Source organism: Paenibacillus sp. BSR1-1 (genome assembly GCF_030403775.1).
Lineage (GTDB): Bacteria > Bacillota > Bacilli > Bacillales > Cytobacillaceae > Neobacillus.
The window spans coordinates 138,505-165,460 of record NZ_JAQMWQ010000002.1; the positions used below are offsets into that span (position 1 = coordinate 138,505).

Annotated in this window: 32 protein-coding genes, 1 pseudogene and 1 riboswitch; of the genes and pseudogenes, 25 read left to right on the forward strand and 8 right to left on the reverse strand. The window is 39.7% G+C overall.

Translation table 11 applies throughout. The annotated features are described in order from the left end of the window. The first annotated feature begins 17 nt into the window (after positions 1-17). A complete protein-coding gene (locus PH210_RS03855) occupies positions 18-1,046 on the forward strand; it encodes an ATP-grasp domain-containing protein (RefSeq protein WP_289983192.1) in 1,029 nt (342 codons plus the stop codon). 104 nt (positions 1,047-1,150) lie between these two features. Here the strand turns inward: PH210_RS03855 and PH210_RS03860 are convergent, their stop codons facing one another. Further along, positions 1,151-2,491 carry an APC family permease gene (locus PH210_RS03860; RefSeq protein ID WP_289983193.1) on the reverse strand — a complete coding sequence of 447 codons (1,341 nt, stop codon included), beginning with the start codon at positions 2,489-2,491 and terminating at the stop codon, positions 1,151-1,153. 187 nt (positions 2,492-2,678) lie between these two features. On the opposite strand from PH210_RS03860, the gene PH210_RS03865 reads away from it, so the two are divergent. Continuing rightward, a complete protein-coding gene (locus PH210_RS03865) occupies positions 2,679-3,086 on the forward strand; it encodes a hypothetical protein (protein WP_289983194.1) in 408 nt (135 codons plus the stop codon). Between the two features lie 135 nt (positions 3,087-3,221). Then, the gene (locus PH210_RS03870; protein ID WP_289983195.1) at positions 3,222-3,626 is read left to right on the forward strand and encodes an acyl-CoA thioesterase; all 405 of its coding nucleotides are present in this window, start codon (positions 3,222-3,224) and stop codon (positions 3,624-3,626) included. A 52-nt stretch (positions 3,627-3,678) separates the two neighbouring features. Here PH210_RS03870 and PH210_RS03875 read toward each other — a convergent pair whose 3' ends face one another. After that, complete coding sequence (locus PH210_RS03875; RefSeq protein WP_289983196.1) at positions 3,679-4,740, reverse strand: putative glycoside hydrolase; 1,062 nt, start codon at positions 4,738-4,740, stop codon at positions 3,679-3,681. Positions 4,741-4,994: 254 nt separating this feature from the next. On the opposite strand from PH210_RS03875, the gene PH210_RS03880 reads away from it, so the two are divergent. The 4 genes from PH210_RS03880 to PH210_RS03895 all read left to right on the forward strand — a co-directional run bounded on the left by PH210_RS03880 (position 4,995) and on the right by PH210_RS03895 (position 10,652). Then, positions 4,995-6,506, forward strand: coding sequence for a helix-turn-helix domain-containing protein (locus PH210_RS03880; protein ID WP_289983197.1), 1,512 nt, complete (start codon positions 4,995-4,997; stop codon positions 6,504-6,506). A 185-nt stretch (positions 6,507-6,691) separates the two neighbouring features. After that, positions 6,692-8,368 (forward strand): urocanate hydratase, encoded by a 1,677-nt coding sequence (gene hutU / locus PH210_RS03885; protein WP_289983198.1) that lies wholly within the window; start codon positions 6,692-6,694, stop codon positions 8,366-8,368. A 21-nt stretch (positions 8,369-8,389) separates the two neighbouring features. Further along, the gene (hutI, locus tag PH210_RS03890) at positions 8,390-9,688 is read left to right on the forward strand and encodes an imidazolonepropionase (RefSeq protein WP_289983200.1); all 1,299 of its coding nucleotides are present in this window, start codon (positions 8,390-8,392) and stop codon (positions 9,686-9,688) included. Continuing rightward, positions 9,660-10,652: an agmatinase family protein gene (locus PH210_RS03895; protein ID WP_289983201.1), complete on the forward strand. Its 993-nt coding sequence runs from the start codon at positions 9,660-9,662 to the stop codon at positions 10,650-10,652. Before hutI ends, PH210_RS03895 begins: the two co-directional genes overlap by 29 nt. Before the next feature lie 153 nt (positions 10,653-10,805). On the opposite strand, the gene PH210_RS03900 is transcribed toward PH210_RS03895, so the two are convergent. Further along, on the reverse strand, positions 10,806-12,134 hold the full coding sequence (locus tag PH210_RS03900) for a YheC/YheD family endospore coat-associated protein (RefSeq protein ID WP_289983203.1): 1,329 nt from the start codon (positions 12,132-12,134) through the stop codon (positions 10,806-10,808). 193 nt (positions 12,135-12,327) lie between these two features. Beyond that, positions 12,328-12,621: a YciI family protein gene (locus PH210_RS03905; protein ID WP_289983205.1), complete on the reverse strand. Its 294-nt coding sequence runs from the start codon at positions 12,619-12,621 to the stop codon at positions 12,328-12,330. Positions 12,622-12,892: 271 nt separating this feature from the next. Between PH210_RS03905 and gvpJ the strand changes: the two genes are divergently transcribed. The 8 genes and pseudogenes from gvpJ to PH210_RS03945 all read left to right on the forward strand — a co-directional run. Further along, positions 12,893-13,135: a gas vesicle protein GvpJ gene (gene gvpJ / locus PH210_RS03910; RefSeq protein WP_289983207.1), complete on the forward strand. Its 243-nt coding sequence runs from the start codon at positions 12,893-12,895 to the stop codon at positions 13,133-13,135. A 99-nt stretch (positions 13,136-13,234) separates the two neighbouring features. Beyond that, positions 13,235-14,125 (forward strand): gas vesicle protein GvpN, encoded by an 891-nt coding sequence (gene gvpN / locus PH210_RS03915; RefSeq protein WP_289983209.1) that lies wholly within the window; start codon positions 13,235-13,237, stop codon positions 14,123-14,125. Continuing rightward, entirely contained in the window at positions 14,122-14,877 is a 756-nt protein-coding gene (locus PH210_RS03920) for a GvpL/GvpF family gas vesicle protein (RefSeq protein WP_289983210.1), read from the forward strand. Before gvpN ends, PH210_RS03920 begins: the two co-directional genes overlap by 4 nt. Then, the gene (locus tag PH210_RS03925; RefSeq protein WP_289983212.1) at positions 14,874-15,116 is read left to right on the forward strand and encodes a gas vesicle protein GvpG; all 243 of its coding nucleotides are present in this window, start codon (positions 14,874-14,876) and stop codon (positions 15,114-15,116) included. The genes PH210_RS03920 and PH210_RS03925 overlap by 4 nt, the downstream gene beginning before the upstream one ends. 23 nt (positions 15,117-15,139) lie before the next feature. Next, a complete protein-coding gene (locus tag PH210_RS03930; RefSeq protein ID WP_289983214.1) occupies positions 15,140-15,967 on the forward strand; it encodes a GvpL/GvpF family gas vesicle protein in 828 nt (275 codons plus the stop codon). Between the two features lies 1 nt (position 15,968). Then, positions 15,969-16,250: a gas vesicle protein gene (locus PH210_RS03935; RefSeq protein WP_289983216.1), complete on the forward strand. Its 282-nt coding sequence runs from the start codon at positions 15,969-15,971 to the stop codon at positions 16,248-16,250. After that, positions 16,180-16,443 (forward strand): gas vesicle protein K, encoded by a 264-nt coding sequence (locus PH210_RS03940; RefSeq protein WP_289983218.1) that lies wholly within the window; start codon positions 16,180-16,182, stop codon positions 16,441-16,443. Before PH210_RS03935 ends, PH210_RS03940 begins: the two co-directional genes overlap by 71 nt. A gap of 22 nt (positions 16,444-16,465) precedes the next feature. After that, a pseudogene (locus PH210_RS03945) lies at positions 16,466-16,753 on the forward strand (gas vesicle protein); the annotation flags it as partial. A gap of 270 nt (positions 16,754-17,023) precedes the next feature. Here the strand turns inward: PH210_RS03945 and PH210_RS03950 are convergent. The 4 genes from PH210_RS03950 to PH210_RS03965 form a co-directional block, all read right to left on the reverse strand. Beyond that, a complete protein-coding gene (locus PH210_RS03950) occupies positions 17,024-17,404 on the reverse strand; it encodes a hypothetical protein (protein ID WP_289983219.1) in 381 nt (126 codons plus the stop codon). A 188-nt stretch (positions 17,405-17,592) separates the two neighbouring features. Further along, positions 17,593-17,748: a hypothetical protein gene (locus tag PH210_RS03955; RefSeq protein ID WP_289983221.1), complete on the reverse strand. Its 156-nt coding sequence runs from the start codon at positions 17,746-17,748 to the stop codon at positions 17,593-17,595. A 150-nt stretch (positions 17,749-17,898) separates the two neighbouring features. Continuing rightward, the gene (locus PH210_RS03960; protein ID WP_289983222.1) at positions 17,899-18,663 is read right to left on the reverse strand and encodes a spermidine synthase; all 765 of its coding nucleotides are present in this window, start codon (positions 18,661-18,663) and stop codon (positions 17,899-17,901) included. A gap of 116 nt (positions 18,664-18,779) precedes the next feature. Then, positions 18,780-18,983 (reverse strand): hypothetical protein, encoded by a 204-nt coding sequence (locus PH210_RS03965; protein WP_289983225.1) that lies wholly within the window; start codon positions 18,981-18,983, stop codon positions 18,780-18,782. Positions 18,984-19,364: 381 nt separating this feature from the next. Here PH210_RS03965 and PH210_RS03970 point away from each other — a divergent pair, with 381 nt between their 5' ends. The 10 genes from PH210_RS03970 to PH210_RS04015 all read left to right on the forward strand — a co-directional run bounded on the left by PH210_RS03970 (position 19,365) and on the right by PH210_RS04015 (position 26,948). Further along, a complete protein-coding gene (locus PH210_RS03970; protein ID WP_354669960.1) occupies positions 19,365-20,138 on the forward strand; it encodes a TatD family hydrolase in 774 nt (257 codons plus the stop codon). An 18-nt stretch (positions 20,139-20,156) separates the two neighbouring features. Further along, complete coding sequence (locus PH210_RS03975; protein ID WP_289983230.1) at positions 20,157-20,399, forward strand: glutaredoxin family protein; 243 nt, start codon at positions 20,157-20,159, stop codon at positions 20,397-20,399. Between the two features lie 137 nt (positions 20,400-20,536). Continuing rightward, a riboswitch (TPP riboswitch) is annotated at positions 20,537-20,646 on the forward strand. Positions 20,647-20,725: 79 nt separating this feature from the next. After that, entirely contained in the window at positions 20,726-21,532 is an 807-nt protein-coding gene (thiM, locus tag PH210_RS03980; RefSeq protein WP_289983232.1) for a hydroxyethylthiazole kinase, read from the forward strand. 12 nt (positions 21,533-21,544) lie between these two features. Beyond that, complete coding sequence (gene thiD, locus PH210_RS03985) at positions 21,545-22,354, forward strand: bifunctional hydroxymethylpyrimidine kinase/phosphomethylpyrimidine kinase (RefSeq protein WP_289983235.1); 810 nt, start codon at positions 21,545-21,547, stop codon at positions 22,352-22,354. Next, entirely contained in the window at positions 22,351-22,989 is a 639-nt protein-coding gene (thiE, locus tag PH210_RS03990; protein ID WP_289983237.1) for a thiamine phosphate synthase, read from the forward strand. Before thiD ends, thiE begins: the two co-directional genes overlap by 4 nt. Further along, on the forward strand, positions 22,986-23,495 hold the full coding sequence (gene thiW, locus PH210_RS03995) for an energy coupling factor transporter S component ThiW (protein ID WP_289983238.1): 510 nt from the start codon (positions 22,986-22,988) through the stop codon (positions 23,493-23,495). The genes thiE and thiW overlap by 4 nt, the downstream gene beginning before the upstream one ends. Beyond that, positions 23,492-24,781: an acetylornithine deacetylase gene (locus PH210_RS04000; protein WP_289983240.1), complete on the forward strand. Its 1,290-nt coding sequence runs from the start codon at positions 23,492-23,494 to the stop codon at positions 24,779-24,781. The genes thiW and PH210_RS04000 overlap by 4 nt, the downstream gene beginning before the upstream one ends. Further along, the gene (tenA, locus tag PH210_RS04005) at positions 24,778-25,449 is read left to right on the forward strand and encodes a thiaminase II (RefSeq protein WP_289983241.1); all 672 of its coding nucleotides are present in this window, start codon (positions 24,778-24,780) and stop codon (positions 25,447-25,449) included. The genes PH210_RS04000 and tenA overlap by 4 nt, the downstream gene beginning before the upstream one ends. After that, on the forward strand, positions 25,424-26,191 hold the full coding sequence (locus PH210_RS04010; RefSeq protein ID WP_289983242.1) for an ABC transporter ATP-binding protein: 768 nt from the start codon (positions 25,424-25,426) through the stop codon (positions 26,189-26,191). Before tenA ends, PH210_RS04010 begins: the two co-directional genes overlap by 26 nt. Then, complete coding sequence (locus tag PH210_RS04015; protein WP_289983244.1) at positions 26,181-26,948, forward strand: ABC transporter permease; 768 nt, start codon at positions 26,181-26,183, stop codon at positions 26,946-26,948. The genes PH210_RS04010 and PH210_RS04015 overlap by 11 nt, the downstream gene beginning before the upstream one ends. Positions 26,949-26,956: the final 8 nt, after the last annotated feature.

Genomic DNA, 26,956 nt, shown 5'->3' on the forward strand with positions numbered 1-26,956 from the left:
CATGAAAGAGGTTTCATATGAAGATTTGGTTTAATCGATGGTTTACGACGGTTTCGCATTACATGGATTTGATTCGTGCGAACAATGAGGGTCGGAAATTTCTTATTTATGGTACACATCCTAATAAGGATGCACTATATCTGCAAAATTGTGATTACGCATTTATTGAGCCAGAAGTGTCAGGGGATGAATATATTGCTTTTTGTCTTGATTTTTGTCAGTGGCATGGGATTGATATTTTTATTCCCCGAAAAGAAAATGTGCTCATTTCGAAACGTTTGGCGGAGTTTGAGGCTATAGGTGTCAAAGTGTTGGTTTGCCCTGATGCTGATTTAATGGAGACTGTGGACAATAAAGCAGCCACCTATCAATCCATTGCTCAGCGGGTTCCCAGCTTTTTAATACCCGATTATTATGTTGTGAATAATATTGCTGGATTTAAAATGGCATATGAGTCTTTGAAAGAAAAAGGACATGAAGTTTGTTTTAAACCAGTCACTGGTGAAGGGGCAAACGGTTTTCGTGTGATTAAGGAAGAGGTTGATTCCATTCAGCAGCTTTTTCAGCATGGGATTCGATTTCGGATGCCGTACAAATATGCCTGTGAAATTTTTAGTCAGCAGGAATCTTTTCCTGATTTAATGGTGATGGAATATTTGGATGGTAGAGAATATAGTATTGATTGCTTGGCGTCTCAAGACGAGCTGTATGCGGCAATTCCAAGGATGAAGGGGGATGGCCGGGTAAGGGAGCTGGTGGAAAGCCTTGAATTGATGAATCTTGCTCGTGATTTTCACGAGGAATATAAATTGCCCTATGTTTTCAATATCCAAATGAAATATGGAAACGGGGTACCGAAGCTGCTTGAGATTAATCCAAGAATGAGCGGCGGAATGCATATTAGCTGCCTTTCAGGAATCAATCTCCCATACCAGGCAATAAAAATCCTGCTCGGAGAAACCCTGCCTCCTATGACACCTAAATTTGGAATACGAGCCAGCCACATCGAAAAAGAAATGATCCTCAAAGTTGAGGACATAAGCTAAATATAAGAAATAAGTAAAAAATGTCTTTCTGTGGTGTCAGGCACCATAGAAAGACATTTTTGTGTTTTTGTCCGCCTGGGGTGGACGAGCTTATTGATTGCGTGTTAGCTTACTTTGGATAGTGGTTGTTGCTTTTGTTGTTTTGATTTTAATATTGTGTAGATTGGAATTCCGATTATGGTTACAAGGATCGATAGGAATGCGTCTAAAGGTTTGTTTATGACGGTGCTGCCAATTATATATAAGGCACCAAGGATGGCTACGATTGGTGTAATTGGATATAAAGGTACTTTATAAAGATTTTGGTTGTTGGAATTTGCCTTTTTTCTTAGTAAGAAGACTGCCACAAAGGATAGTGCATAGAAGGTGAATACTGTAAAAATCGCTATATCAGATAGACGGTCAGGATCTGCCGCCAGCATCATAATGATAGAGATGGCCATTTGAAGCAAGGTCGCCCCCACCGGTGTTTTATATTTTGGATGAATGGAAGAAATGGTTTTAGCTGCAGGCAGGAATCCATCCTTTGCCATCGCATAGGGAATCCGCGGGAATGTAAGAACTTTCCCATTTAAGCAGCCGAAAATAGAAACGAGAATGCCGACGGATATTAGGTTTCCGCCCATTTTTCCAAATAGAATAGCAGCTGCGGAACTTGCTGCATTCGGACCTAATTCTACAATTTTACTCGCAGGCAGGACATGCAGCATGGCAAGGTTCACTGTCAAGTAGGCGGCAATAACAATTAATATCCCTGTAATAATAGCTTGAGGTAGTGTTTTGCTGGGATTTTTCATTTCGCCGGCCATATATCCTACGTTCATAAAGCCATCATATGCCCATAGTGTTGCTAATACTGCTGCTCCCATGCTTAATGATTGTGTTACCCCGCTGTCCATATTCATGATTTGAACATCGCCCTGGAAAAGGCCGAAAACGGCAATCAAAATAATAGGAATTAATTTTCCGATCGTAGAGATGTTTTGAATGAATCCACCATATTGCGTGCCTAATAAATTCATAAAGCCTAGAAAGAGTATGGTTATGATTCCAATGATGGTATTACTTGACGCAGAGAAACCAAACAGGTTCGCCACAAGTGTACCAAAATAGAGACCAAGTGCGCCCATGATCGCAGGGCCGTAAATAAGAGTTTGAACCCAGCCGCATAAGAACCCCCAAAACTTCCCATATACCTCTTCAATATACGCATACAAGCCGCCTGTTTTGGGGATTTTCACACTAACCTCTGCAATGGTCAAGCCGCTTGCCAAAGTTATGATGCCGCCAATAATCCAAGCCCATAGAGCAAGCGTAGAGTTACCGGTTGAAGAAATGACGATTCCAGGTTTCATAAAGATTCCAGAACCAATTACTGTACCAACCACCAAAGATGTTGCAACAGCGTAACCAATATTTTTCTTTAAATGTGCCTCATTCCCCATATATCCGCCTCCTGTAAACATTTGTCTTTTCTAGATTCACACGAATTATAACATGAAAAAAATCTTTTATATTTTTTTGAAATATTTAAATTATTATTGAAAAATAGTTCTGGTGAGTGTTGTTAATTGCACTGTTTTTGGTTATGGTAAGTGTATGAAATTAGAGGAAATTGAGGCAGAGTTTAGTATGAAATTTTTAATTAGAACACAAGTTTTAGCTTTGTTGGTTTCATTTTTATGGATTGTCTATCTCTTTATTTTAACTTTTTTTAATCAGCCAGGCCGTGCTCTTCAGTATATGAACTGGTTTGTTTATGGCTTCGCTATCCTATTTGCGATAATTTTTATATTTTTAACCAAAAAAATGATTAATCGAAATCGGCTGGCTGTTCCCTTAGTGCTTATTCCATGTTTAATCCTATACGAGCCGCTGATGGAGGGTATTCTTTTAAGAGTGGTTAATGAAAGCAACAGAATGACCCTAAATTTTCTTTCCCTTTCCACAGGTTTAATAAAGTTTATTTCCATTATTTTCGGTGTTGTTGTGGGGATTATGTTTTCAAGAGTAAAAAAGATTGAGAAAAGACCGCTTTAAGCTGATCTATTTACAAGATCAGTTTTTTTCTTATTTAGAAAAATGGATTCTTTCTTTCATATGTTAATAGATTGTTATACAGTATAAATAAGAATATTTACATAAGATCTAACTTAAATGAAAGGAGCTATCCCATTGACTTACACCGAATTAGAACTCATTGCCGAATCTAAAAAGGGTCATGTAAATAATGTGAAACTCTATGAATACTTGGATCAGGCAAGGAAGGAATGGTATCATTTTTGTATCCTGCTTGGTGTCGAAGCAGTAGCGGTACATATTGGCGTTGATTATAAAAAGGAAGTATTCCAAGGCGACAAGCTATTTATCACAACGACGCTAGAACGCGTAGGGAATACCAGCTTTACGTTGACACAAAAAATAATCAGGGATGAACAAGAACTTGTCGTTTCAGCAGAGTCAGTCCTTACAACCATCGATCGAAAATTAAGAAGTAAGGTTAAAGTTCCTGATGAGATCCGGAGCATGTTAATTAAAGAATCCTTACTTGATGCTAAACTATTCATTTCAACTACCTAAAAAGAAAAGGGACAAATCCCACACCAATGGGTATTTGTCCTATTGTTTTTCATTAATACGGGGTGTAATCCACATTTGGTGTATAGTTGTTCGCCGCGTTCCATAATAAATATTCATTGACGCCCTGTGAATGAAGGGCGCGAATTTGATCCTCAATTTCCTGTTTTCCGTACACTTTATAATTTCCTTTTCCAAGCCAGGCAGCGGTGAAATCCTGAAGCCACGGTCTTGAAGCAGGAGGGGAGGTCAATTTATTTAATCGGGTTTTTTCAACTTTTGCATATTCGGAAACAAGACGATATGGCTCTAAATCAGGCTTGGTAATTCCGAAAATGCCGCTCCAATGGCTGGGATATATCATCGCAGAAATGACATCTACATTCTTAGCGATTTTGGAGAAATTTTGGCCAATTCCCGGTGCTTCCGGTATAACGGTCGCATTTCCAAACGTATCGACTGACATCTTGACCCCATAAGGCTTCAATTTTTCCTTCGCATATTTAACAAATCCAGTTACGGCGTTGACACGGCTGCTTCCTTCTCTTTTACCAATGTAGGTTAACGAACCCTCAAACGTCGAAAATTTTTCCGGAAATCTAACATAGTCAAACTGTATCTCTTTAAAACCCACTTTGGCAGCTTCAATCGCCATACCGATATTATAGTCCCAAACCTTTTTGACAAAAGGGTTTGTAAACGAATCACCCCGTGAATTTTTCCAAATCCCTTCTGTAGTTTTAAACGACCAATCGGGGTTAGCGTTCGCCAAAACATTGTCCTTAAAAACGACTATCCGGGCGATCGGGTATACTTTATTTTTCTTAAGTGTCGACATTAATGCAGATGAGTTCTTAATATAAGGACGACTGGCCGTATAATAGGGTGAATTTTTAGAGGGCTGAAAGGTGAGATTGCCGTGGTCATCCTTTATATCAATAACCATCGCATTCAATTCTGTTTGGTTGATCAGATTCATTAATTTTTCAAACTTTGGACCTTGCGTGTTTTCGGCTTTCACATAAATTCCCTTTATCGGCTCTTGTGCGCTCGCTGTGATAGGGGTATTTATTGAAAAAGCGAACAGGACGATGAAAAAAACAACAAATTTCCTCATATGCTCACACCTTTTCATTTTTCATGGCTATTTTCGCAAAGGTCGACGTTTTTCGTATAGAATCATCAACCCGTTTAACATGATTCATCGTGGCATCTTTTCGTAAGAACATTTGCGAAAATTGCATAGAAACTTTGTAAGTAACCCTTAATAAGTTCTAAAAGCAACAAAGTTTACGAAAAGAGCCTTTTTTATTATCGTTTACCACCGGATCCTTTTTTTATGTATAATGTTTCTGAAAGGGGTGAGCGAGGATGGAAGGAAAATGGCTTATTGCCGACCGCGATTTAAACGAGCGAGAAGGATTAAAGTGGCTGCTGAAAACTTCCTCCATTCCAGTAACCAACATAATTCTAGCATCGAATTTTCAAGAATTCATCGTTCATTTTGAAAAAGAATCCCCGGATATTGTGCTGATGGAGCTGGATATGGTCAGCAAGGAGGAATGGTCCAGCTTTCGCGAGCTCATGCAAATTTATGACCCCATTCTACTGCTGACAAGTGCCGAAGCGACCTTCGAAAAGGCAAGGCTCGCGATTGATATGCAGGCATTAGAGTTAATGATTAAACCTTTTTCTACCACCAAGATTAAGTCCGCGTATCAGAAGGCGTCGAGGAAGCTTGGCATAAAAAACAATTTTAACAGCAATTATCATGTAAATTCATATAAAGATATTTCTTATGAAGCGCTTTTTATTCCACACACCATGAACTCAGAGAACTACCATATCGCTGCGTTCCAAACAGAAAGTATCGAGACGATACCTACCTTACATTCTTTTTTAACAGAGTATCCTTTCAAGGATGTGCCCGGAATTTTTGCTTTAAATGATATGGTGATTCTTCTCTTCAAGGAAATCTGCCCTAATATTAAGGAACAATGTCAAAAAGCAATGAGAAAGTGGGATGAGGAATTCTCCGAACCCCTTGCGATTGTGGTCCATAAGGGGAACTCGTCACCATTAACGCTCAATCAAAAATATTTGCAAACGAGAAAAATGCTCGAATTTACTTATTATAAGGGATACCAGCAAGTAGTTGAACTTAATTATTCGCCGGATTGGGTTCATATCGATCCCTTCCTGGCGCCTCCTGAGCAGCGTGAATGGGTGGACATGCTTGCCAACAGTGACTTAGAAAAAATAAAAAAATGGCTTTATGATGAATTTCTACAATTAAAAGAGCGCTATCCCGATCCAGTTTTGGTTAGAATCAGATTAACCAGTATCCTTGCTCAAGTGAGAAGATATATGATGACCTATAATCTTGATGGGGACCAAAGCTTCGAACGGGAATACCGTTATATTTTTAATTCCATATTATATGACACCGTTCTTTACCGTACGGTGCAAAATTTCATCCTGTTCGTGCAAAAATTATTTTTAGGTGCCGAAGCAAGTATTCGCAACTTTAAGCAAGACCCGATTGAGCGCGGCATTGCTTTTATGGAGGCAAATTTTTCGAACAGCGTTCTTAGACTAGAAGATGTTGCCAATTATGTCGACCGAAATCCATCCTATTTTAGCCATCTGCTGATTTCAAAAACGGGCTCAAGCTTTACTGATTTTTTGACTAGGATTAGAATGAAGGAGGCAAAACGGCTCTTAACGGAAACCAACTTACCAGTTAAGGAAATTTCGCAGCTTGCTGGCTATCAAAATTCGAATTACTTTAGCAGAATGTTTAAGGAAGCTGTTGGAATCGCACCAAGGGAATTTCGAATGAAAAAAATAGATATACACCACAGTGAAAAAGGCTCAGAATAAGCTCTGAGTCTTTATTTTCTAAAAAAAATGCTCTTTTCTAAAAATTTTATACTTTTACTGGCTTGTCCCCTAAATATCCTCTAGATGAAAACATAAATATTATCCTTCATCCAATTTTTTAACCGTATTATTCAGAAGATTATATTTTTATAATACTAATAGAATCATATTAAGGAGTGACGATAATGGAAACGACAAATACGACAAAACCACGCGTAATTCAAAACTATAAAGGAACTGAACTTCACGCAAAGGGATGGATTCAAGAAGCAGCGCTGCGCATGTTATTGAATAACCTTGACCAGGAAGTGGCAGAAAGACCAGAAGACCTCGTGGTATACGGCGGAATAGGAAAAGCAGCTCGAAACTGGGAATCTTTTGATGCTATTGTGAAAACGCTTTTAGAGTTAGAAGAGGACGAGACACTTTTAATCCAATCTGGTAAGCCGGTTGTTGTCTGGAAATCCCATAAGGATGCACCACGCGTATTACTGGCAAACTCAAACCTCGTACCAGCTTGGGCAAATTGGGAGCATTTCCATGAGTTAGATAAAAAAGGCCTCATGATGTACGGTCAAATGACAGCTGGAAGCTGGATTTATATTGGCAGCCAGGGAATTGTTCAAGGTACTTATGAAACATTCGCAGAACTTGCTCGTCAAGAGTTTGGCGGCTCTCTAAAACACACCATCACCTTAACCGCTGGTCTTGGCGGCATGGGCGGCGCTCAACCGCTTGCCGTAACGATGAACGACGGCGTATGTATTGCAATTGAGGTAGAGGAATGGCGAATCGACCGTCGTATTGAAACACGATATTTGGATGTAAAAACAAAAGACCTTGATGAAGCGTTAAAATTGGCCTTCGAGGCGAAAAAGGAAGGCAAAGCACTTTCTATCGGTCTTCTTGGTAACGCGGCAGAAATTTTACCATTAATGATTGAAAAAGGTTTCACTCCTGATGTGTTAACAGATCAAACTTCTGCTCATGATCCGCTAAACGGCTATGTGCCAGTGGGCTATTCTTTAGAAGAAGCAGCGAAGTTAAGAAAAGAAGATTCCACACTATATGTGAAGCTTTCTAAACAAAGCATGGCTATACATGTAAAAGCGATGTTAACAATGCAGCAAAAAGGGGCCGTTACTTTTGACTACGGTAACAATATTCGTCAGGTAGCAAAAGATGAAGGCGTTGAAAATGCGTTCGACTTCCCTGGATTCGTCCCTGCTTACATTCGTCCATTATTCTGTGAAGGTAAAGGACCGTTCCGCTGGGCAGCCTTATCCGGCGACCCAGAAGATATTCGCAAAATTGATGAAGCATTACTTCGTGAGTTTAAAGATGACGAGCATCTTTGTAAATGGGTTAAAATGGCTCAAGAAAGAATCGCTTTCCAAGGTCTTCCTGCCCGTATTTGCTGGCTAGGCTATGGGGATCGTGCCCGCTTTGGTAAAGTCATCAATGACATGGTTGCTTCTGGTGAAGTTTCTGCACCAATCGTTATCGGCCGTGATCATCTGGATGCTGGTTCTGTTGCTTCGCCGAACCGTGAAACAGAAGCAATGAAGGACGGAAGTGATGCAGTTTCTGACTGGCCAATTCTTAACGCAATGATCAATGCAGTTGGCGGTGCAAGCTGGATTTCCCTTCACCACGGCGGCGGAGTTGGTATGGGATATTCGCAGCACTCTGGTATGGTAATTGTTGCGGACGGAACTAAGGATGCAGAAATTCGATTACAGCGCGTATTAACAACTGACCCTGGTATGGGTGTAGTTCGTCACGCTGACGCAGGCTACGATTTAGCCATTAAGACAGCTAAGGACAAAGGCATCAAGATGCCAATGCTTCAACAAGACTAAGATTGAAGGGATTGGAAACGAATGAGTAAAGCACTTTTTATTAGAAATGCTTCTCAGCTCGTTACCTTGCAGGGGAGCTCTAAAGCTCCCCTTGTTAAGGGTGCGATGTCTGAGTTAAGTATAATTGAGAATGGAAGCGTTTGGATTGAGGACGGAGTGATTCAGGCGGTTGGTACGGATGAGGAATTAGCAGCAAAGTATATGGCTCGTTTAGCTGTCGCAGAGGTTGTCGATGCAACGGGTAAACTTGTTACCCCTGGTCTTGTCGACCCACATACCCATGTTGTTTTTGCCGGAAGCAGAGAAAACGAGTTTAATATGCGCCTTCAAGGGGCTACTTATATGGATATTATGAATGCTGGCGGCGGGATTCATGCGACGACTCGGGCAACACAGGCTGCCAGCCATGAACAGCTTTTTAGTGAAAGTTATGAACGTTTAAACGCGTTCCTTCGCCACGGTGTTACTACAGTAGAAGCAAAAAGCGGCTATGGCATGGAATGGGCAACGGAATTAAAGCAGCTGGAAGTGGCTAAAGAGCTGAATGAAAAGCATGTCATTGACCTTGTTTCAACCTTTATGGGAGCCCATGCAGTTCCGAAAGAATATAAAGAAAATCCGGATGTGTTTGTGGAATTGTTGATTGACGAAATGATTCCAAAGGTGGCAGAACTAGGCCTTGCCGAGTTCAATGATGTTTTCTGTGAGCATGGTGTGTTTACACCAGAGCAATCCCGCAGGATCCTTGAAGCGGGTAAACGCCACGGGCTGCTGGCGAAAATTCATGCAGATGAAATTGAACCGTATGAAGGGGCTGAGCTTGCGGCTGAAGTGGGGGCGGTTTCTGCAGACCACTTATTGAAGGCATCTGAAAAGGGCATGAAGGCAATGGCGGAAAAGGGAGTAGTAGGCGTATTACTTCCAGGAACCGCGTACTTTTTAATGGCAGAGTCGGCAAATGGCCGGAAAATGATTGATTTGGGTGTACCGGTTGCCTTGTCAACGGATTGCAACCCAGGTTCATCACCAACGGTTTCCCTTCCATTCATCATGAGTCTTGGCTGTTTGAAAATGGGGATGACTCCTGCAGAAGTTATTTCGGCGACCACAATCAATGCGGCGCATGCGATTAATCGGGCTGCTGAGATTGGCAGCTTGGAGGTTGGCAAAAAGGGTGATGTAACCATTTTTAATGTGCCGAACTATATGAAGCTTCAATACTCCTATGGGGTTAACCACGTGGACACGGTTGTGAAAAATGGTGCAGTGGTTGTCAAGGGAGGTCAGCTCAGTGAAGAGCTTTCTTTATCCAAAAATTAATCCTCACAGCTTTACATGGGTAAGACCGGAGGGACGTGCTCCGGAGAAGGTTCATGAATGGATTCAGCCGCTCGATGCTGCGGCTGATGCTGAAAAGAGCAAAGAAGCGGAAATTGTCGTTGTCGGAGTGCCTTTGTCACGTTCATCGATTAGTGCTTCAGGAGCGTCGGAATTTCCGGATGCGTTTAGGCGTGCTTGGAAAGGTTTTACCACTTACAATCTTGACGAGGATATTGACCTAGCGGATATGAACGTCTTGGATGTGGGGGACGTTCCTATGCATGTCACCGATATCCGTCGCTGTCATGAGAATATTATTGAGGCCTCGGAGGCTCTTCATGGTCATTTTATTAATTCGAAAGTTTGTGCAATAGGCGGCGACCATTCGATTACGGCGATGATGGTGAAGGGGCTCCAAAGGGCGAAGCCTGAGGAGCGAATCGGAATTCTCCAGTTTGATACTCATTTTGATTTACGTGATATGAGTGATAACGGCCCTTCAAACGGTACACCAATGCGGAACCTGATTGAAAGTGGTGTAGTCGAAGGCTCTAATATGTACAACATCGGCTTGCATGGGTTTTTTAATACCAAGGATTTAAAGCAATATGCGGATGAAAAAGGCGTTAACTATATTACGTTGGGCCGCGCTCGGAAGAAGGGCATCGAAGCGACAGTTCTTCAATGCTTAGAAGAGCTTTCTGCGAAAGTAGATACGATTTATTTAACCGTGGATATGGATGTCCTTGATATTGCCTTTGCTCCAGGGGTACCGGCCTCAACGCCGGGTGGCATGACAACCGCAGAACTGCTTGAAGGAGTACTAGCAGCAGGCCGCCATCCAAAAGTAAAAGCCATGGACATCGTCTGCCTGGACCCGCTTAAGGACACGAACGTCCAACCAACCGTCAAACTTGGCACCCACGTATTTCTGACCTTTGCAACAGGGGTAATGTTGAGATAGGTGTCAGGCACCAAAAAAAGACAAAACAAGGCAAATGTCCACCTCAGGAGGACATTTGCCTTGTTTATTTTTATTCAGTTAACATAATATTATTATGTTAACTGATGAAATCACCAACATCTTATAAGTTGTGGTTATGTGTTTATTTATGAATTAATTAAATCCGGCTAGTTTTTTGGCATAGAGCATATTGGTTTTAAGGATTTCGTAGTAAAGGTCGGGGAAACCGGCAACGAGTGCGATTTCATGGGAAGGGTTTCGATGCTGGACATCTAGAATCCAAATAGCTTCATTCTCATCAACTTTTACATCTACACTGGCATTGGCAAAGTGAACGCCTTTTTCTTCGATTACCTTAACCGCTTCAATCGATTTATCGGCAATTTCCTTCACCAGCATGGCCGTTTTCACTTCATTAAGATCCCAAACTTCTTTCAACGTTTCTTTCCCCAATTCAACAAACGGATATATATTGCTTAAAACAGTGCCTGGTTTACCTTGTCGTGCAAACATGTTCATGGCCTGCCATTTACCCTTTGGATTCTTGATAACAATCACCCGAAAGTCAATGGTCCGATCATGTGTAGTTTGCAGTTCAATTGATTGCTGTATCATATATTCTCCTGCTTTAAAATACTTAGCAAACACTTCATAGACTTGGTCCTTTTCAGCGAATCGTATTTTCTTCGATTCTCCCTTTTGTGGATTCGTGAAGATGATGTAGTTATTTTCTTTTGAAATTTTGTAAATATAGGATTCTTTTGAGGTGCTGATAGATTTAACCATCACCTTAGAGTATTTCTCTAAGAATGAGTACAGTTCTTCAGGAGATTCATACAATATGGAATGTGGCAGATAATCCTTCACAGCATAGGAGGACTCTAAAATCTTATGAATATTCCATTTATTATAATGAAAATCATTAAAAACCGCATCACCGATAACAGATTGAAAATGCTTAATCCATTTGGAGCTTGCCTTCTTCGTCAGAACAAAAATAGAGGAAGGATAAGGAAACGTCCCTTTTTCCCATTGTTTCGATCTAGGATTAAATAGATAACCTTTTATGGTTCGATCTTCTTTATTTACACCTTCAAGTGAAAAAACAAGAACAGCACCCTTGATTTCACTGTAATATAATAAATAATCCAATAAGTCCTCTAGTTGACTATTAAGAGAATTAGATGAATTTCCAGCTAGTATGCCAATAAAGGGACCGAAGTGGATCTCGTCGCCTTTTAATAGAATTTCATAATGGCAGTTAAGAGGAATGTTTAGCTGATCTAGAATATCTGAAGAAATGCCCACCTCATTTTCCTGAAGGTTATGGGACGTATAAACGGGTGCCCTTAGTGATTGACTTCCAAAGAAAAAAATCCTTTCAGTCCAGCGGGTGATACCGATAAATTTGGCAACCTCCGGGTGCAGTCTTATAACACCTTCGCTATCTTGATCCCGCCTTATGCGAAAAAAACTTTCCATTGTTTACCCCCTAACATAAATGTGGATAAGTTATTGTATGATTACTTTTTTAATATTGTTTTGATTTAAATCAAAAATGGGGGGACAAGGGGTTAAAATGGTCGAATGTTTATTGAAATTAAAGATAAAATCTCTGCCTAAACGCAAAAAAGCAGGTGTCAATTGACGCCTGCTATGTGGAGATGACTAATTTTTATTTTTCTTGCATGAGAGATACCCTATATTTATGTAATTCTGAGCTCATGATTCCGTTTGATACTGCAGGGTCATTCATCATCACTTTTTCTGCATTTTCCCATGAATCTTCTTTAAAGACGCAAATTCCAAATGCACCGTCTAAACATGGACCTGCCAAGATTAATTTTTCTTTTGCTAACAGTTGTTTCAAATACTCGAAATGATCAGCCATGATTATAGACTCTTCATTTGTCATTGATTCGATAAAATCTGCACGATTTGGCCTAATTAGATAGACGAACTCTTCCAAATTAATCCCCCACAATTATTATTCTTTAAAAAAATACTCCTCTACTAATATAGCATTCTTTAGTAAAAATGCTTAAATTTTATACAATTTCCTTTAACGGACACACAGTTTGTCCACTCCTATTAATGCTATTAAACATATAATATTTTAATTCGTTATGTGACGAAGAATTTTGGCTGTTAAAAGGGCAGGATGCATCACCAGTGTATTTAACAGGAATAAAATAAAATAGATTCCCCTTGGTTACAGTCATGCGGAAGGAGGGGATTCAATGGCTGCCATTCAAAAAAGTGTGGACTCTTCAAGCTTAGCTGAAGTAATCGACCGCATATTGGATAAAGGTGTGGTAATAGATCTATGGGCTCGTGTATCACTTGTTGGTATTGAGGTCCTTACAATCGATGCCCGCATCGTTATTGCAAGTGTTGAAACATGGTTAGTATACGCAGAGGCAGTTGGACTTCTTAAGAAAGACAAACCACTACTGAAAAATGAAGAAGAGTCTAGCAGTTAAAGGCTGTGTTTTATGTGTGAGGAGGGGCCAAGGCATACAAGTAACAAGCCTTGGCTCCTTTATTAAATTTTAAAAAATTAAGGAGGTTTGATTCAAACGATGCAAAATGAGGAAAAAGATACATTTGTGAGCACTGCTTTATTTAAAGAAATTTATAATAGAGCCTTACATTACATCAACGCTGGTTTCCCGGTTCATTTTGTCGGACCTTCTGGTGTGGGGAAAACAAGTTTAGCCATTTATATTGCAAAGCAATTAAACAGGCCAGTAACGATTATCCGTGGCAATCATGAATTATCGAATAAGGATTTAATCGGGGATTATCAAGGAATATACAAAAAGGAAATCATCGATAATTATATTCACTCTGTTTATAAAACCGAACAACAAATAAAACCAAATTGGGTTCCAGGAAAGCTCGTCGAAGCAGTAAAAAATGGACATGTCGTAATTTACGATGAGTTTTCACGTTCCCGCCCAGAGACGAATAATATATTTCTAGCCTTATTGGAAGAAAAAGTTCTTCCTATGTATGGGAATGGAAAAAAATCATTCTTAAAATGTCATCCTGACTTTTCTATGATATTCACAAGCAATCCGGAGGAATATGCTGGTACATTTCATACACAGGATGCGCTTTTAGACCGTTTAATTACGATAAGCCTAGAACAATGCGACAAAGAAACCGAGATTGAAATTCTGAAAAGGAAAATTGGATTAAGCCACACGAATTCCCAGGAAGTTGTAAGACTTGTTTCCAATCTAAGAGCTTACGGAAAGGGATTTTGTCCTAGTTTAAGAGCTTCCATAATGATTGGCACCATTGCTCAAAAGGCCGATATACCAATCGCTGCAGATAATCAGCATTTCCAGGCGCTTTGTCTGGATGTTTTAACAAGACCAGTTAATCAAGTTCTTCCCAAGATGAATCGGATTGAAGTTCAAGAGCTAATTTTAAAAGAATTATTAAGAAAGGAAGAACAGAAATGAGTCATCAAAGTGGGGTGTATGTTTTCTGTGCTATTCAGGAAAATGAACCTAAAACCTTTGGAAAAGTATTGTTAAACGGGCAAGAACATGAGATTTACACCATTCACTTCCAAAACATTGCGATGGTGGTATCAAAAGTAATCGATGAAGTCTTGCCTAATCGGAATAATTTAATTGCTCATCAGCAGACATTATCAGAAGTGATGAAACGATATAGCCTAATACCAATGAGCTTTGGAAATGTATTTAACTCTGAGGAGGACGTTCTTCTTATAACTGGACATATAAATGAAGAATTAGAAAAAGTATTTTCTAAATTAGAAAACAAAATAGAGCTAGGCTTAAAGATTGTCGCAAAAAAAGAATGGATCGATCATGAAATGAGTCAGGATCCCATCATAAAAAAGTGGAGAACCGCACAAAAAGACTTCACCGACCCTGCCTCTTTTTATGAGCAGATTCATTTAGGCGAACAGGCTCGAAACTTTGTTCTACAGCTCGAAAAGGAAGTGGAAAGGCAAATCTATGATTCTCTCATGGAATTAGCTGAAGCAGGAAAAATAAATCAAACGATTCCTGGAAAAACTTTACTGAATGCCGCTTTTTTAGTCCATTGTGATAGGGAAGAGGCCTTTGATCAAAGAGTAAATGATTTATTTGAATTATGGAAAGAAAAAGTAGAGTTTAAGTATTCAGGCCCATGGCCGGCCTATAACTTTGTCGACATTCGATTAAGGATTGAAGGAAAATGATTTTTAAATTTTTTACACTACCGTTCCGTTCCATCATCAAGCTTGGGGAAAAAATTCAAGAAGAAGCAGACCAAGAATTGTACGATATCCAATATATTCAACAACAGCTCATCGAGTTGCATATGATGTACGAATTAGAGGAAATTGAGGAAGAAGCCTACGTAATTCGGGAACAGGAATTGCTAGACAGATATAAAATAGCCAAAGAACGTGAAAAAAATGAGTTTTTAGAGGATTAGAGGTTTAATAAGGAGGATGCACTATGACTCTAGCAAAGATTGGTACAGACTTTTTATATGTATATGGGGTCATTTTAACAGAGGAACTTCAACATTCAGAAATTCCTTCACTTAAGGGGATTGATCAAAAACCCATTTATACGAAGAAGTATAAAGATTTAGCAGCCGTCATTACCCCGGTCAATGCCCCTAGCTTTTCTCAACAGCAAATAGACCTTCTTGTTAAGGATGCTGAATGGTTAAAGGAAAAGGCTTTTCATCATCATGAAGTCATTGCCGCGATGCATAAAAATACTACTGTCCTTCCCTTGTCGTTTTGCACCATTTTTCAAAAAGAAACAACTTTAGAAAGTTTCCTCTCAGAGCAATATGATGCTTTTTATCAAAAACTCCTTTCCCTTAAAAGTAAGCAAGAGTGGAATGTAAAAATGTTTTGCCTTAAGGACAAAGCCTTAGAATATGTCCTAGATCATAATCCAGCTGTATTGGAATTAAAAGAAAAATTAACGTTTATGCCAAAAGGGAAGCAGTTTTTAATGAAGAAAAACCTGGAAAATTTGATTGCAGCCCAATTTGAAGTGGAACAAATGAAATGGTGGCAGGCAACCAATCAAGAACTATTATCAGTTGTCCATGAAGTCAATCTTCGCAAAAATTGGGGTAAAGAAGTTACCGAACGAAAAGAAGACATGATTATGAATGCAGATTACCTGATAGAAACCAGCAATACTGAACAGTTTTTAAACAAAGTCCAGGAAATAGAAAAAACTTACACAACACTAGGCTGTACTTTTCATGTTACCGGTCCTTGGCCGCCTTATCATTTTTCCAAAATGGAGAAGGAGACCTAAGATGGAGCGGTATCATCTTTTTGAAAATAAAGAAATGACTTTGCTGGATTTATTGGATGGCATTATTGATACAGGAGTTGTAGTTCGGGGAGAAATCTTAATCTCGATTGCCAATATTGATTTAATTGTTGTCGACCTTAAGCTTCTGATCTCATCAATTGAAAGTGCCTTTGGACAAAGGGAACTGAATAACGGAGGGGAGGTCATTTTGAATGGAACGGATGCCCTTAGACTCGAACAAGGTAGAGCAAGGATTGGCGAAATTAGTACTCACGATCATTGAACTTCTTCGCCAGTTAATGGAACGTCAAGCAATGAGAAGGGTTGAAAGTGATACCCTAACAGAGGAGCAGCTGGAGGAATTGGGGTTAACCTTAATGAGGCTTGAGGAAAAAATGGAAGAATTAAAGGTAATTTTCGGTTTAGAACATGAAGATCTCAATATAGAATTGGGTCCGTTGGGGAGACTTCTTTAAACCATTGACAGGAGAGATTGATATGCCCATACAGCATGCATCACAATCTACGAATTTACTAGAAGTTTTAGAAAAAATCTTAGATAAGGGAGTCGTGATTGCAGGGGATATAAAAATAGCTTTAGCGGAAGTAGACTTGCTAACCATTAAAATCAGACTGCTTGTCGCTTCAGTTGATAAAGCGAGAGAAATTGGAATGGACTGGTGGGAAAGCGATCCATATTATTCCTCGAAAGGCAGAGCGGCTGAACAAGAACGTGCTCAATTACTGGAAAGAATCAATCGCCTTGAACAACTCGTAGAAACAAAGGCAATCCCACACGATGTTGAAGAAAAATTATTACTTGAACCGGCCGTTGAAAAGAAAGAAGCAGTACAAGTTGCAGAGGAAAAGGATTCTTCGCAGGTTTTAAAGAAAACTGATGCTGCAAACAATGAGAAAGAAAAAGACTCTAATAATATGAAAAACGAAAAGAAAAAGCATCCAGGAAAACATTAATTGAAAAATATAGATAGTGTTGATGAAAATTCCTTCTAAATAAAAAAACCTTGGATATCAAGGTTTTTTAGCCACCATACACTATTTCTTTTTTGAATCATATAGTTTCTTGAATATTTTAATCATATAATTATTTAATTCTTTTAATTCTAATAGTTCTTTTTTTAATTCTGAAAAATCATTAGAGAGTTTCTCAAGTTGCTCAGATAAAGAAGCAAGTTCTGCATTTTCCTGTTTTTCAGGAGCTGTAGATGGGGCAGGGGTTTGGTTCTGTTTATTAAGTTCGGTAAACGAATTGATGATGGATTCGTTGTTTAGAAGAGTTGTTGCAACTCGCATGATGGAACTTAAATCAAACGAATTTTGATTATTTAATAAATTGTTGGTGAGATTCTTTAACGGGTCCTTGTCCATATTATTACCTGCATCCTGTGCATTATTTTCATTCATGTTGCCACTCATAAATTAACCACCTTTTTAGTTTAATCTTAATTAGTTCAAAAATTCTTTATATCTTATGTCGCTTGTATCATCATGTAGTGTGTTAATATCACCATGTAAGTAAATATTTTGATATCGATAAAAAAAGACCCTCTTTGCCTTAGCTAAGAAGGTCTTTTTATAGACTGCGAATTTAATATTGCCCTAAATTAGGAGCAAGTAAAAGCAGTTGCGATGGCATCTGATACTGCTGCAAGTGTACTTGGACGAGCACCTAGAAGGCTGCCAAGTAAAAATGCAACAACTAAAACAAGTCCTACAACAATATCACCAAGAGTTGGACAAGCTGGTAGTGTAATTGCCACGTGTGATCCCCCCTCTCGATATTATATTTAAGGTAGTTTTTTAACTCCTTATATTAGACAAGCTATGTTGAAAAGAATAGATTTGTTCTAGTTAAATCAATCAATTTATGAAATTATGCTAATATCATAATAGATTTGTAATCACGCTAATCATTTCGGCATATCCAAGAGGGTTGCTTCTCGAGGCGAATAATTCTCCAGGACACGCCGGCTTGCAACAAAAAATATATTTTGATTTGATCTTTTCATAGGTTCTGTAACAAAAAGCTTCACGCTAGGGTAGATACTTGAAATTGTCGAATAAAGGGTATGAAATAATTCATCATTTTTTATTTTTCCAATATAATTCATGATGAAAATTCCTTTGTCGGAGAGCTTATCGTTTGTTAGAGAAAAAAACTCCTTTGTTGTTAGATGAAGCGGGATTTCACTGCCGCTGAATGCATCCAAAAAAATGATATCCTGCGATTGCGCCTTCTGCGTTTTTAAGAGCGCTTGTCCATCACCAAGTTCCACGTTCTTTCCTGTATGTCCAAAGTACTTCTTGGATACCTCGACGACCAACGGATCAATTTCTGCAGTGAACAAATGTTTATTAGAATAATAAGAGCTTATCGTGCCAATCCCATGTCCAATAATAAATCCATTTTGGAAATGAAATGCATAGTGATCAATAAGATCCACAACAATTCGATATCCTGAAGCTACAAGTAATTGAGGCTGTTCTAAATTTATTATTCCTTGGACAGCATCAGAAGAAAATTGAAGCATTCGAAATTTTCCTCGCATTCCGTCGAATTCATTCCGCTCTGTAACATAAATTGTTTGATAAGAGCTGGAAGTCTTATAAATTAACGTTGATCTGTAAAGAAAAATATGGCGCTCCGAACCATCATCTCTATTAATCTGATTCATATTTTCACCTCCATAGCGGGTTTACTACAGAGTATTCATTTAAAAGGATTTTCGATTGAATAAAAAGCTTATGTTTGCTTAGGAAAATATTAATCCCACAAAAAAATGTAATGGCTTTATACCATTACATTTTTCTCATGTTTCGATTTTCGTTTCTTGTTCATTTTCCTAATTAAATAGATACCAGCAATTAATGCAAGTAAATTTAAAGAATCACCAAAATTGATAGTAAGACTAAAATGATTATTAACCCTTACATCAGTCTTATTATTGTTATTCGTACTAGAATGCGACTTCGAGCCCTTAACCTCATTTCCCACCAGAAACACCCCCATACTATTAATATATTATATTTCTATATACAAATCATTCCAAATATTTTTCATGGTGTCAGGCACCACAGAAAGACAAATCCCCTTAAATGTCCACTTGAGGTGGACATTTAAGGGGATTTGTCTGTATTTAGAGAAGAAACGCGGAAAAAGTCGAAATGATGAGGAACTTAAGTTATTTCATGTTTTCATGTTTTTTAAGAATAAGGAATGGTAAAATGGCTTTATTATAGGCTCTAATGAAAATTAACGGTCGAGGAAATATTTCTTTATTCCTTGGGAAAGCGCAAGAACAGACATTTCTCGATTTTTTTGTCGGATGAAAGCGCTTTAAATGTTGATATAAAGGGGTTGGTCCATTTGTTTAAGATGATTGATGCCCATATTCATCTTGATCATTACAATGATGGTGAAATTAAACAGATAATGAATGATTCTCTTCTGATTGATAAGGTAATCACAGTTTCTTGTAATCTTGAATCTTGCAAAAGAAACCTAAAGTTAGCAAGAAAATATCAAAAGGTGAAGGCAGCCTTCGGTTACCATCCAGAGCAGGCTTTGCCAAGTGAAAACCAGGTTTTAGAACTATTAAATTGGATGAATGATCACCAAAATGAAATGGCTGCTATCGGAGAGGTTGGTCTTCCATATTATTTAAGGCAGCAAAATCAAGTTTCTGAAAGCCAACACGAACAATACCTAAATATTTTGGAGATATTTATCCAAAAAGCAGCTGTATGGGGTAAACCAATCGTCCTTCATGCAATTTATGACGATGCACCTATCGTATGTGACCTCTTAGAAAAATACTCTATTAAAAAGGCACATTTTCACTGGTTTAAGGGAGATCCGAAAACCATTACGAGAATGATAGAGAATGGGTATTTTATTTCTGTTACCCCTGAAATTGTCTATAAAGAAAAAATAAGGAACATCGTTCACATGTACCCTTTAGAGCAGATGATGATAGAAACAGACGGGCCATGGCCGTTCGAAGGTCCTTTTTCCGGGAAAATGACCCATCCGAATATGATGAGTGAATCAATTAAAGAAATTTCAAATATTAAAAAATTGTCATTGGAAGAAGTTTCTGATACATTATGGCGAAACACCATATCATTTTATGAATTAGAGAATCGTTAAAAGAAGGGGAAAACAATGATGAGCAAGCAAGTGATCGTCTATACGACAAACGACTGTATTGAATGTACGATGGTTAAAAAAGTACTTACAGAAGAAGGAATCCCGTTTGAAACAAGGAACGTTTCGACCAACCCTGAATATCAAAAGGAAGTGGAAGATTACGGATTTTTAGGGGTGCCAGTTACAGTAGTTGGTAATCGGGCAGTTAAAGGATTTACCAATGAATTAAAGGAGCTAATGGACCTGGCGAAAAAAGAATAAAAACAATTGGTATATGAAGGTCTCGAATTAATTTAGCATAATAATATTATGTAAACCTATTTGAATAATTTTTTAAGTAATTAAATATTTACTTATAAGTTTAATAGGAGTATTATTGATTTAAATTTAACATGTTTAGTATCTACTAGGGGTGCCCATAATGCGGGCTGAGAGGAAACGGCAACGTTTTTAACCCTTCGGACCTGATCTGGATAATACCAGCGTAGGAAAGTAGTCGAGAAAAGTCATTACGCTTACTTGCTTATGAACCAGGTCCATGAATGGATCTGGTTTTTGTATTTTAAAAAAGGAAAGAGGAAAATCTAATGGAAAAAAACAGTTTGTATGAAACATTACAAAAAGTAAGAGAAGTGAATCCACTTGTACATAATATCACAAATGTTGTGGTAACGAATTTTACAGCAAATGGGCTTCTGGCACTTGGGGCATCACCGGTTATGGCTTATGCCGAGGAAGAAGTTGCCGATATGGCTAAAATCGCTAGTGCACTCGTTTTAAATATTGGTACATTAAACTCTCAAAACGTCAATTCTATGATTCTTGCAGGAAAATCTGCGAATCAACATAATGTCCCGGTCATTTTTGACCCAGTAGGAGCTGGGGCTACGAGGTATCGAACCGAAACGGCACAAAGAATTATGAAGGATGTCAAAATCTCCATCATTAGAGGCAATGCGGCAGAAATCGCAAATGTTGTTGGTGAAAAGTGGGAAATCAAGGGCGTAGACGCTGGAAATACCGAGGGGAATGTCATTGACCTTGCGAACACAGCTGCCCAAAAAATGAATTGCGTAGTTGTCATTACCGGAAAAGAAGATATCGTCAGCGATGGCAAAACAACCTATGCCGTTGCTAATGGTCATCCCATCTTAACTAAAGTGACCGGCACAGGATGCTTATTGACCTCCGTAATCGGTGCTTTTGCAAGTGTCGAAAAAGATCTCATAAAGGCTTCTGTTGCTGCGTTAACTTTTTATGGAATTGCAGCGGAAAAGGCAGCACAAAAAACAATTGAACAAGGACCAGGCAGTTTCCAAATCGAATTTTTAAACCAATTGTCAGTTGTTTCCACTGATGATATTAAGCAACATAGCGCAATCAGACAGGTTTAGGGGGCTAATAAAATGAAAAAAGCATTAACGATTGCAGGGTCGGATAGCGGCGGCGGAGCCGGAATCCAGGCGGATCTTAAAACTTTTCAGGAATTACAGGTTTTTGGAATGTCAGCTTTAACCGCTGTTACCGCTCAAAATACCTTGGGTGTTCATGGGGTGTATCCGATGACAGTCGAGGCTGTGGTAAAACAGATACAGGCAATAGGCGATGATATGGGAACGGATGCCGTGAAAACCGGAATGCTTTTTAATGCAGAAATCATCGAGGCGGTTGCTGAAATTATAAGTAAATTTAATTGGGAAAACCTTGTGGTAGACCCTGTTATGATTGCCAAAGGTGGCGCTTCATTATTGCAGATGGAAGCCATTTCAGCAATGAAAAAATATTTATTGCCGCTTGCAAAAGTAATTACACCGAACATACCAGAAGCCGAGGTTCTGACTGGCATGTCGATTCATACGGCCAAAGAGAAAGAGGAAGCGGCTAAGAGATTAATGGAATTTGGCGTTCAAAACGTTATCATCAAAGGCGGCCATGATGAGGATGAATCTGTATCCATCGATCTATTGTTTGACGGGACAGAATTCTACACTTTTGCCAAGGAACGAATTCAAACGAAAAACACTCACGGAACCGGCTGTACTTTTTCAGCAGCCATCACAGCTGAACTTGCAAAAGGCGCGCCTTTATATGAGGCAGTCGCATTAGCCAAGGATTTTATTCATGATGCGATCCAATTTGATTTGGAAATTGGCAAAGGACATGGTCCAACCAACCATTGGGGATACAGAGTAAAGAATGAGGGCTTGCGCTTATGAAAAATTTACGAGACTACCTAAAAGTATATTTTATCATGGGCAGCCCTAACTGCCTGAAGGACCCAGCTGAGGTATTAAAAGAAGCCATCGCTGGGGGGATTACCCTTTTTCAATTTCGTGAAAAAGGAGAAGGTGCTTTAACTGGAGAGGATAAAAATACTCTCGCCAGAGAACTTCAAAGCATATGCAGAGAGCATCACATCCCGTTCATTGTCAATGACGATATCGAGCTGGCACTTGCGATTGATGCTGACGGTGTCCATATAGGGCAAGAGGACGAGTCTGTGAAAACGGTTAGGAAAAAAATTGGCGATAAACTACTCGGGGTGTCTGTTCATTCTACAGAGGAAGCGATGACTGCGATCAGAGAAGGCGCAGATTATTTTGGTATTGGGCCAGTTTTTCCGACAAAAACAAAAGTGGATGCTAAACCATCCAGGGGGACAGAACTTATTGAAACACTTAGGAAAAATGGATACCAAACCCCAATTGTCGGCATTGGCGGAATTACGGCAGAAAATGCCCGATCCGTTGTGGAAGCAGGCGCAGATGGGGTTTCCGTTATTACGGCAATCAGCCATGAAAAGTCACCTTTAGAAGCTGCCAAGAAATTAAAAGGAGCGGTGACAGGATGAAAAGAACCCATAAACTTACTTTAACGGCCATGATGATTGCGATAGGCACGATTTCTAGCAGTTTAGTATCGATTCCAATCGGATTTACCAAGGTCTTTCCTGTTCAGCACTTTTTAAATGTATTATCGGCAGTATTATTAGGACCTTATTATGCAGTGGCCCAGGCCTTTTGTGTATCCCTGCTGCGAAACTTAATGGGGACCGGATCCGTATTTGCCTTTCCTGGCAGTATGGTTGGGGCATTATTGGCATCCTTATTATTTTGGAAAACTAGAAAAATATATCTTGCTTTTATAGGTGAGGTCATTGGAACGGGCATCCTGGGAGCACTCCTATCCTATCCAATCGCAACCCTGATTCTCGGACAAAAAGCGACCTTATTTGGATTTATTCCATTGTTTATTTTTAGCTCCTTTGCTGGTGCACTGATTGGTTTTGTTATTCTTACTATTTTTTCAAAAAATAAAGTTGTCAATTTGGCAGATTCCAAGGCTGTGAACAAATGAGAAAAGAGTTGCGGGAACGGATATCGAATGAAGTGGAAGCGAGACAAGAGGAATTACTGGAACTATTAACAAAGCTTATAGCCTTTCCAACCGTAAGTCCACCTGCCCGAAATACCACGGAGGTACAGGACTTTATTAAAGGCTATCTGGAAGATTTGGGATTTGAAACAGAAAAATGGGACGTATACCCAGGAGATCCGAATGTCGTAGGGATTTTACACGGTGAATCTTCTAATCAATTTAATAGCTTGATTATAAATGGGCATGTGGATGTGGCCGAGGTAGGGGATGATAAAGAGTGGAATTCATCGCCATTTGAAACCATAACCAAGGATGGCTATATTTACGGCCGTGGTGTTGCCGATATGAAGGGCGGAATCGCTGCCTCCCTTATGGCTATTAAACTTTTAAAACAACTCGGCATTCCGCTACAAGGTGACCTGCAATTCCAATCGGTTATTGGGGAGGAAGTGGGGGAGGCCGGTACGCTAGCCTGTATGGAAAAAGGATACAAGGCAGACTATGCCGTTGTTGTCGATACAAGCGACCTACATATACAAGGACAGGGCGGCGTCATTACGGGCTGGATTACCATTCAAAGTAAAAAAACCTACCATGACGGGCTTAGAAGGAACATGATTCATGCTGGCGGAGGCATTAACGGGGCCAGTGCGATTGAGAAAATGACAAAAATCATTACCGGGCTTCAAGAACTTGAACGGCATTGGGCGGTAACGAAAAGCTATGATGGGTTTCCGTCTGGTACTAATACGATCAATCCTGCAGTCATTGAGGGAGGCCGGCATGCAGCTTTTGTTGCTGACCGCTGCTCTTTATGGATCACGGTACATTTTTACCCGAACGAGGATTTCGAAGACGTGATTAAGGAAATTGAACAGCATATTGGTGCTGTCGCTGCTTCTGACCCATGGCTAAGGGAAAATCCTCCGGAATTTGTTTGGGGTGGTAAATCGATGATTGTTGACCGCGGGGAAATTTTCCCTTCTTTAGAAATCGATCCTGAACATTCTGGAACAAAGCTTTTAACTAATTCCTTTGAAAAATTGCTTGGCTTTGAGCCAGCGGTTGGTATGTCAACCACTGTAACGGACGCAGGCTGGCTTGGCCGGGCGGGGATTCCGACGGTTATCTTCGGGCCCGGAAAACTAGAAGATGCCCATGCTGTCAATGAAAAAGTAGAAATCAAACAATTGCTGGATTTTACAAAAGTGTTAGCCGTATTTATTGCAGAGTGGTGCAATACAAGGAAGGAGGACCAACAATGAAATTTTCACAAAGGCTTTATCTAAAAGTAGAGGATATTTGGAAAAAAACGCATCAGCATCCTTTTGTGGTCGGAATGGGTACCGGGGAATTACCTGTTGAATCCTTTATCCGTTACATGAAGCAGGATTATGTGTTCCTAATCGACTATTCAAAGTTGTTTGCATTTGGAGCAGTGAAGGCAGGGGACCTGGAGACGATGGCGGCGTTCGCAAAACTCTTAAACGAAACCTTACATGGAGAAATGGAACTCCATCGTCAGTATGCGGAAAGATTTGGAATTACACATCAGCAGCTTGAAGAAACAAAGCCGACTCCCATCAACTTGGCATATACACGGTACATGCTGAATGTCGCCCAAAATGGCTCATTAGAGGAATTAATCGCTGCTTTACTGCCGTGTATGTGGAGCTATTGGGAGATTAGCAAGATGCTAGCAGATAACTATCCGAATTCTATCAGTCACTATCAGTACGGTGATTGGGTAAAAATGTACTCTTCAAGTGAATTTGGCGAGCTTGCCACTTGGCTCATTAATTTATTGGACGCATACGCGGATGGAAAACCTGAACGGGAGCTGGCCATTTTAGAAAATCACTTTTTGACGACTTCCCGATTTGAATACATGTTCTGGGATATGGTTTATGCGGGGGGCGATTGGCCTGTCTAATTCGTCCATGTTATCTATCAAAGATCTGACCTATTCATTTAGCGGCGAAAGACCCATTTTTCAAGAAATTTCATTGGATGTAAAGTCAGGCGAATTTGTATCCGTAATAGGGGCAAGCGGGTCTGGAAAAAGTACTCTTTTTAAATTGATTACTGGTTTACTAGAGCCAGAAGCGGGAAAAATTCGTATTGGGCAGCAGGATTCAAAAAGAAGATTAGGACAGGTAGGCTACATGCCGCAAAAAGACCTTCTTTTGCCTTGGAGGACGGTTTTGGACAATGTGTTGCTGCCACTGGAGGTAAAAAAGGAAAAAAGCCAGGAAAAAATCCCGGAAGTCCGCGAATGGTTAGCCCGTTTTGGACTGGCAGATTACGAAAATGCTTACCCAAATGAACTCTCCGGAGGGATGAAGCAGCGGGTCGCTTTTTTAAGAACATTGGTGACGGGCAGAGACCTCTTATTGTTAGATGAGCCGTTTGGCGCATTGGATTCTTTAACAAAACGCAACATGCATAGCTGGTTACTGGGGCTGTGGGGAGAATTACAAAAAACGGTCCTGTTCATCACCCATGATCTTGAGGAAGCGATTTTATTAAGTGATCGAATTTATTTGTTAAGAGGCAACGGCATCCAAGAATTAAAAGTCAGCTTGCCGAGACCTAGAATCTCAGAGCTAATCTATCAATCTGATTTTATGGCGATGCGAAAAGAATTGGAGTGGCTGATTCAACATGAAAGGTAATTTAAAAAAATGGACCGGCGATTATGGGTTATTTTTGCTTGTGGTCATCCTTCTTGTCAGTTTGTGGCAATGGATCGTCAAGCAGGGAATGGTTCCAGCGTTTATCCTGCCTTCCCCATCGGCGATTTGGGCATCTCTGATCGATAACCGGGAGCTTTTGTTCGAAGAGCATTTGCCTGCAACATTAAAGGAAGTCCTAATTGGATTCGGATTTTCTCTTGCTGGAGGTCTACTGTTAGGTATAGGGATGCATTTTTTCCGACCGGTAGAAAAAATCTTATATCCCTTTCTCGTCATCTCACAAACGGTTCCGTTGATCGCGATTTCACCTATTTTTATTATGTGGTTCGGCTATTCGATTTGGAGTAAAATTGCTGTCACGATCTTAACGGCATTTTTTCCAATTGTCGTGAGTACTTATGATGGCTTGAAGGCAGGCGGGAAGGAATATCGTGAATTATTGCAAACCATGGGTGCGGGCCGCTGGATGATTTTTAAGAAAATCCAAATGCCAATGGCACTGCCTTCCATCTTTTCTGGATTGAAAATGTCTGTTGTCTATTGTGTTGTGGGAGCGACGATCGGAGAATGGCTGGGGGCAAGTGAAGGGCTCGGTTATTTCAGCCGAAGGATGTCGGGAAACTTAAAGGCAGATGCAGTATTTGCTGCCATATTTCTTCTGTCTTTGCTTGGGATTGTCTTATTTTTACTAATAAGTTTAGTAGAAAAACAGTTATTGAAAAATCAAAATCGTTAACATCATGG

Coding starts and splice junctions, on each gene's coding strand:
- PH210_RS03855 (WP_289983192.1), top strand. CDS start 18: ATGAAGATTTGGTTTAATCGATGGTTTACGACGGTTTCGCATTACATG.
- PH210_RS03860 (WP_289983193.1), bottom strand. CDS start 2,491: ATGGGGAATGAGGCACATTTAAAGAAAAATATTGGTTACGCTGTTGCA.
- PH210_RS03865 (WP_289983194.1), top strand. CDS start 2,679: ATGAAATTTTTAATTAGAACACAAGTTTTAGCTTTGTTGGTTTCATTT.
- PH210_RS03875 (WP_289983196.1), bottom strand. CDS start 4,740: ATGAGGAAATTTGTTGTTTTTTTCATCGTCCTGTTCGCTTTTTCAATA.
- PH210_RS03880 (WP_289983197.1), top strand. CDS start 4,995: ATGGAAGGAAAATGGCTTATTGCCGACCGCGATTTAAACGAGCGAGAA.
- hutU (WP_289983198.1), top strand. CDS start 6,692: ATGGAAACGACAAATACGACAAAACCACGCGTAATTCAAAACTATAAA.
- hutI (WP_289983200.1), top strand. CDS start 8,390: ATGAGTAAAGCACTTTTTATTAGAAATGCTTCTCAGCTCGTTACCTTG.
- PH210_RS03900 (WP_289983203.1), bottom strand. CDS start 12,134: ATGGAAAGTTTTTTTCGCATAAGGCGGGATCAAGATAGCGAAGGTGTT.
- gvpJ (WP_289983207.1), top strand. CDS start 12,893: ATGGCTGCCATTCAAAAAAGTGTGGACTCTTCAAGCTTAGCTGAAGTA.
- gvpN (WP_289983209.1), top strand. CDS start 13,235: ATGCAAAATGAGGAAAAAGATACATTTGTGAGCACTGCTTTATTTAAA.
- PH210_RS03920 (WP_289983210.1), top strand. CDS start 14,122: ATGAGTCATCAAAGTGGGGTGTATGTTTTCTGTGCTATTCAGGAAAAT.
- PH210_RS03925 (WP_289983212.1), top strand. CDS start 14,874: ATGATTTTTAAATTTTTTACACTACCGTTCCGTTCCATCATCAAGCTT.
- PH210_RS03930 (WP_289983214.1), top strand. CDS start 15,140: ATGACTCTAGCAAAGATTGGTACAGACTTTTTATATGTATATGGGGTC.
- PH210_RS03935 (WP_289983216.1), top strand. CDS start 15,969: ATGGAGCGGTATCATCTTTTTGAAAATAAAGAAATGACTTTGCTGGAT.
- PH210_RS03940 (WP_289983218.1), top strand. CDS start 16,180: ATGGAACGGATGCCCTTAGACTCGAACAAGGTAGAGCAAGGATTGGCG.
- PH210_RS03950 (WP_289983219.1), bottom strand. CDS start 17,404: ATGAGTGGCAACATGAATGAAAATAATGCACAGGATGCAGGTAATAAT.
- PH210_RS03960 (WP_289983222.1), bottom strand. CDS start 18,663: ATGAATCAGATTAATAGAGATGATGGTTCGGAGCGCCATATTTTTCTT.
- PH210_RS03970 (WP_354669960.1), top strand. CDS start 19,365: ATGATTGATGCCCATATTCATCTTGATCATTACAATGATGGTGAAATT.
- PH210_RS03975 (WP_289983230.1), top strand. CDS start 20,157: ATGAGCAAGCAAGTGATCGTCTATACGACAAACGACTGTATTGAATGT.
- thiM (WP_289983232.1), top strand. CDS start 20,726: ATGGAAAAAAACAGTTTGTATGAAACATTACAAAAAGTAAGAGAAGTG.
- thiD (WP_289983235.1), top strand. CDS start 21,545: ATGAAAAAAGCATTAACGATTGCAGGGTCGGATAGCGGCGGCGGAGCC.
- thiE (WP_289983237.1), top strand. CDS start 22,351: ATGAAAAATTTACGAGACTACCTAAAAGTATATTTTATCATGGGCAGC.
- thiW (WP_289983238.1), top strand. CDS start 22,986: ATGAAAAGAACCCATAAACTTACTTTAACGGCCATGATGATTGCGATA.
- PH210_RS04000 (WP_289983240.1), top strand. CDS start 23,492: ATGAGAAAAGAGTTGCGGGAACGGATATCGAATGAAGTGGAAGCGAGA.
- tenA (WP_289983241.1), top strand. CDS start 24,778: ATGAAATTTTCACAAAGGCTTTATCTAAAAGTAGAGGATATTTGGAAA.
- PH210_RS04010 (WP_289983242.1), top strand. CDS start 25,424: ATGCGGGGGGCGATTGGCCTGTCTAATTCGTCCATGTTATCTATCAAA.
- PH210_RS04015 (WP_289983244.1), top strand. CDS start 26,181: ATGAAAGGTAATTTAAAAAAATGGACCGGCGATTATGGGTTATTTTTG.